A 4,891-nucleotide genomic window follows, 5' to 3' on the forward strand; every position below is an offset into this window, starting at 1 on the left:
CTGCAGCGTGGTGGCGTCGATGCTTATGGCCAAACGCCCGAGCGAAAGATCTCCGACGGTGACGGCATGCCTTGCCGGCATTGTTTGAAGAACATAGGAGCCGGCGATGCCTATCTTGTTCTGGCATACAGGCCATTCCCGGAGCTTCAGCCCTATGCCGAAACCGGGCCGATCTTCCTGCATGCCGAGGCATGCGACCGCGCTGCCGAGAGCGAGGCGCTGCCCGAGATTCTCGAAAGCCCCGACTACATCGTGCGCGGCTATGGCAGGGATGATCGTATCGTCTATGGCAGCGGCGGCGTGATCTCGACCGGAGACATCACCGGGCGGGCCAAGACCTTGTTGGAAAGCGACGAGATCGCCTACATCCATGTCCGCTCGGCGCGCAACAATTGCTACCAGTGCCGCATCGAGCGCGCTTGAGGTTGAGATTAGCCGCTGGAAACAGCTGTCGTACTCCCGTCGCATAGTCGCGATAGAAAGCCATTGTCGATCGATTTGCCGACCGCGGATGAACCGGCGGCAAATCTCGACATCGAGGAAGCGGGGCTTTGGCTCCGCTTTTTTGTTGCCTGCGTTTGGAGCAGACGTATTCCACGCAAGAAAAAAGCCCGCCGGCATGGCCGACGGGCCGCAACTGTTTGGCTGGAGGGCCTTTTAGTTGAACTTGTACTTCGCGCCGAGGCGCACGGTGTGGAAAGAGGAAGTCGAGGTAAGGGTGTCGTCAGGTGCGCCGAATTCCGAAGAAAAGTCCTTCTTGGCGAACTGCGAATAGCGATATTCGAGGCCAACGGTGACATTGCTGGACAGAGCCGTTTCCAGTCCGCCACCGACCGAGAAGCCGCTGGAGCCCCAGTCGAGGATGTCGCCGATCGGGTCGGAAGCGTTCAGGTCGAAATGCTGCCAGCTATAGCCGGCAAGCGCATAGGCAAGGGTCGATTCGTTCATCTTCATGCCAACGCGGCCCAACACATCGAACCCATAGTCCGTATCGACGTTGATCGATCCGCCGCCGAGATCCAGCTTGGAAGTCATGCCGGAGTAGCGTGCATCGACCATGACGCCTGCGACCCAGCTGCCGAAGTCATGATCGTAGCCGACGTTCAGTTCACCAAAGGCACCTTCGCCACCGAGACCATTGAATTCCAGGTCGCCGAGCGGCGGAACGTTGATCTGGTGCACGGACGCACCGGCACCACCAGCGCCGCCGATATAGAAGCCGGTCCAGTTGTAGGCTGGCGTCTCGAAGGCAGCACCGCCGCCGTTCTGGGCACCGAAACGGTAATTGGCTGCGATCTGGAAAGTATGGCGCGAGGTGTCAAGATTGAGGAGACCGTCCGGAACCCCGACGATGCCAGCCTCGGAAAGAAGATCGTCCTTGGTCCCGAAGCCCGTATAGCGATACTCAGTCTTGATCGTCCAATTGCTGTTGATGGCCGTTTCGATGCCACCTCCGACAAAATACCCGCTCTGATCCCAATCAAAGTCGAAGCCAGCGTTCGTATCGAGCTTGTACTTCTGCCAGGAATAGCCACCCAGCACGTATCCCAGAGTGTTTGGCGTCAAGAGGTAGCCGAGACGCAGGCCAGCGTCGAAACCGTAGGTTTCCTTGATCGAAGCGTCGAATCCCGTAATGTCCAGCGTGGTCCCGATGTTGCCGACGTGAGCGTCCAGCAGACCTCCGATGAGGAACCGCGGCGCGACCATATAGTCATAGCCAACCGTCAGCTCACCGTAGACGCCTTCGCCACCAATGCCGTTCAGCGAGACTGGAATAAAATCGCTGCTGAGCTTGTGTACGTTGGCACCGGCGCCGACGCCAAAACCAACGTATAGACCGCTCCAGTTAAAGCCGGCAGCTTCTTCTACCGGCTGCACGACGTCTGCTGCGTGAGCAGCAGATATCAAAGCCACAGCAGAAACAGCACCAAGAAGAAAAGATTTCGCGGATGTGCGAATGAACATATGCCCGTACCCCATGAGTAAACCCAGAATGTCTCTAGCAGGGAACCGGCCGGCACGGGAATGACAAATATGCAACAATGATGAGCAAAGTGCCGTAGCGTCACATCTTTCGACGCCATGCTTTGCCTGAAAAACAGGCTCGCAAGAAAAAACCCGCCGGCATGGAACCGGCGGGCTGGATTGAAAGGAGCTGTTTTTCGCGAAAATCAGGCGGCGAGTACCGCTTTCGGCTCGACCAGTTCGTAGCCGAGCGCCTCGGCGACTGCGCGGTTGGTGATCTTGCCCTTGTGGACATTGAGGCCGTTGCGCAGGTGGTGATCGTCGACCAGCGCCTTGAGGCCCTTGTCGGCGAGCTGCAGGCCGTAGTGAAGCGTCGCGTTGTTGAGCGCGTGGGCCGACGTGACGGGCACGGCACCCGGCATGTTGGCGACGCAATAGTGGATGACGCCGTCGACCTCATAGGTCGGGTCGGCATGGGTGGTGGCGTGCGAGGTCTCGAAGCAGCCGCCCTGGTCGATGGCGACATCGACCAGCACCGAGCCTTTCTTCATGCCCGACAGCATTTCGCGCGAAACCAGTTTTGGCGCCGCGGCACCCGGGATCAGCACCGCGCCGACGACGATGTCGGCTGAAAAACACTCTTCTTCCAGCGCCTCGACAGTCGAGTAACGAGTGTGGACGCGGCCGGCGAAGAGATCGTCGAGCTGGCGCAATCTCGGGATCGAGCGGTCGATGATGGTGACGTCGGCGCCAAGGCCGGCCGCCATCCTGGCCGCGTGCAGGCCGACGACGCCACCGCCGAGCACGGTGACCTTGCCGGGCAGCACGCCGGGCACGCCGCCCAGCAGCACGCCGCGGCCGCCATTGGCCTTCTGCAGCGCCGTGGCGCCGGCCTGGATCGACAGGCGTCCGGCAACTTCCGACATCGGCGCCAGCAGCGGCAGGCCGCCACGGTCGTCGGTCACGGTCTCGTAGGCGATTGCCGTTACGCCGGACGCAAGCAGGCCCTTGGTCTGCTCCGGATCCGGAGCAAGGTGGAGGTAGGTATACAGGATCTGGCCTTCGCGAAGCTGCGCCCATTCGCTGGGCTGCGGCTCCTTGACCTTGACGATCATGTCCGACTTGGCGAACACCTCGGCGGCCGTCTTGGCAATCGTGGCGCCGGCGGCGCGATAGGCGTTGTCATCGGCGCCGATGCCGGCACCGGCCCCGGTCTCGACCAGCACTTCGTGGCCATGGGCGACATATTCGCGGACCGAGCCGGGGGTGAGGCCGACGCGGTATTCGTGGTTCTTGATTTCCTTGGGGCAGCCGACGCGCATTTTCTTCTCCTGATCCGGCCCTTTTGGGCTCGTTCCCTGTATGGCTGGAGTGAACCACGAATCGTTGCGCAGGTGTTTGCGAATGCGCTTGCGCCCACCGGCCGGTTTCGATAATTGTTGCGCGAAACAGCAAGATATTCGCAGGATTCACGAATAATGCCGCTCGACAGGATCGATATCGCCATTCTCGAGGCTTTGCAGAAGGATGGCAGGATACCCAATGCGGCGCTGGCCGAGAAGGTCGGCCTGTCGCAGTCGGCCTGTTCGCGCCGGCTCGACAATCTGGAGAAATCCGGAACCATTCGCGGCTACCACGCCCGGCTTTCCAATGTGGCACTTGGCCACCAGATGACGGCGATCGTGCACATATCGCTGTCGGGGCAGTTCGAGAAGACGCTGTCGGATTTCGAGGCGGCGATCAAGCGCTGCCCGAACGTGCTGTCCTGTCACCTGATGTCGGGCGAATACGACTACATCCTGCGGATCGCGGCGAAGGATCTCGTCGACTATGAGCGCATCCACAAGGAATGGCTGTCGGCGATGCCGCATGTGACCAAGATCAATTCGTCCTTTGCGCTACGCGAAATCGTCGACAGGACCGCCATGGGCATGAAGCCGGAAATGGCCTAGGCCTCCGTTACCACCCGATCCATCGGAATGTCGTGCGGCTGCGGGTAGATGGTCGCGATGCGCTGCAGCTCGTAGCCGACGCCGATGACCAGTGGCTTGAACGGCATCGCTGCCAGCGTACGGTCGAAGAAACCGCCGCCATAACCCAGGCGGTAGTTCAGGGGATCGATGCCGACGATCGGCGAGATGACGATGTCCGGCAGCACCGGATCGCCCTCGGCCGGGATTGGGATGTTCCAGACACCTTTCTCCAGCCGGTCGCCTGCTTTGTAGGCGCGGAAGATCAGCGGCTGCCCCTTCTCGATGACGATGGGCAGGGCGGTGCGGCCGCCGCGTTCGTTTATGGACGCCATCCAAGGCCGCAAATCCGGCTCGCCGCGAAACGGCCAGTAGAGACTGACCATGCGGCCGGCGATCTCGCCGATTACCGCGTCGAGGCCATCGGCGATGCCTTGCGACATTACCGTTCGCGCGTCGGCCGAAACAGCAAGACGCGCGGCGATCAGGCGTTCGCGCTCAGCCTTGCGCCAGCGTCTCACATCGGTCCAGTCGCTCGAAGGCGCACGGAATTCCGGATCGAGTTCGTGCATGAAACAGGGCGGCGAAGAATACTGCGCCGGAGCATCGTCGTCACGATCGTTGGCCATGCCTCACCTCATCGCGTGTTCGATGACGCTATACCTCGCGATACGATACAACATGTGCATTCACGACATGCAACGACGAGTCTCGGGCACTGGCCATCTGTTGTTGCATTGCACAAAAATACCTACATGCAGGACAGGCAATCTTGCTATCAAGGTGAACGAAATGAACGAAGCCAGGCATCATGTCGTCGTTGTCGGCGCGGGTTTCGGCGGGCTCGAGTTCACCCGTGCGCTTGCCGGCGCTCCCGTGCGCATCACCATGATCGACAAGCGCAACCATCACCTCTTCCAGCCGCTGCTCTACCAGGTGGCGACGACGGCGCTGGC

Annotated in this window: 6 protein-coding genes; 3 read left to right on the forward strand and 3 right to left on the reverse strand. The window is 60.8% G+C overall.

Annotated features, from left to right (window positions below; all coding sequences use genetic code 11):
• A partial coding sequence (locus EN991_RS23390; RefSeq protein ID WP_245461053.1) for a DUF1203 domain-containing protein occupies nt 1-423 on the forward strand: 423 nt, incomplete at its 5' end.
• Nucleotides 424-657: 234 nt separating this feature from the next.
• Here the strand turns inward: EN991_RS23390 and EN991_RS23395 are convergent.
• Together EN991_RS23395 and ald are read right to left on the reverse strand one after the other, a co-directional pair.
• Nucleotides 658-1,965, reverse strand: coding sequence for an outer membrane beta-barrel protein (locus EN991_RS23395; protein ID WP_063168057.1), 1,308 nt, complete (start codon nt 1,963-1,965; stop codon nt 658-660).
• 206 nt (nt 1,966-2,171) lie between these two features.
• The gene (gene ald, locus EN991_RS23400) at nt 2,172-3,287 is read right to left on the reverse strand and encodes an alanine dehydrogenase (protein ID WP_013531466.1); all 1,116 of its coding nucleotides are present in this window, start codon (nt 3,285-3,287) and stop codon (nt 2,172-2,174) included.
• A gap of 156 nt (nt 3,288-3,443) precedes the next feature.
• Here ald and EN991_RS23405 point away from each other — a divergent pair, with 156 nt between their 5' ends.
• The gene (locus EN991_RS23405; protein ID WP_024505089.1) at nt 3,444-3,917 is read left to right on the forward strand and encodes an Lrp/AsnC family transcriptional regulator; all 474 of its coding nucleotides are present in this window, start codon (nt 3,444-3,446) and stop codon (nt 3,915-3,917) included.
• Here the strand turns inward: EN991_RS23405 and EN991_RS23410 are convergent.
• Nucleotides 3,914-4,564: a 5-formyltetrahydrofolate cyclo-ligase gene (locus EN991_RS23410; protein WP_127369647.1), complete on the reverse strand. Its 651-nt coding sequence runs from the start codon at nt 4,562-4,564 to the stop codon at nt 3,914-3,916. The genes EN991_RS23405 and EN991_RS23410 overlap by 4 nt on opposite strands.
• A 163-nt stretch (nt 4,565-4,727) precedes the next feature.
• On the opposite strand from EN991_RS23410, the gene EN991_RS23415 reads away from it, so the two are divergent.
• A partial coding sequence (locus EN991_RS23415; protein ID WP_164769327.1) for an FAD-dependent oxidoreductase occupies nt 4,728-4,891 on the forward strand: 164 nt, incomplete at its 3' end.

This window comes from Mesorhizobium sp. M7A.F.Ca.US.005.03.2.1 (genome assembly GCF_003997795.1).
Lineage (GTDB): Bacteria > Pseudomonadota > Alphaproteobacteria > Rhizobiales > Rhizobiaceae > Mesorhizobium > Mesorhizobium ciceri.

What these genes read in the sequence shown, in the direction of transcription:
- EN991_RS23395 (WP_063168057.1), bottom strand. Translation starts at nt 1,965, where the DNA reads ATGTTCATTCGCACATCCGCGAAATCTTTTCTTCTTGGTGCTGTTTCT.
- ald (WP_013531466.1), bottom strand. Translation starts at nt 3,287, where the DNA reads ATGCGCGTCGGCTGCCCCAAGGAAATCAAGAACCACGAATACCGCGTC.
- EN991_RS23405 (WP_024505089.1), top strand. Translation starts at nt 3,444, where the DNA reads ATGCCGCTCGACAGGATCGATATCGCCATTCTCGAGGCTTTGCAGAAG.
- EN991_RS23410 (WP_127369647.1), bottom strand. Translation starts at nt 4,564, where the DNA reads ATGGCCAACGATCGTGACGACGATGCTCCGGCGCAGTATTCTTCGCCG.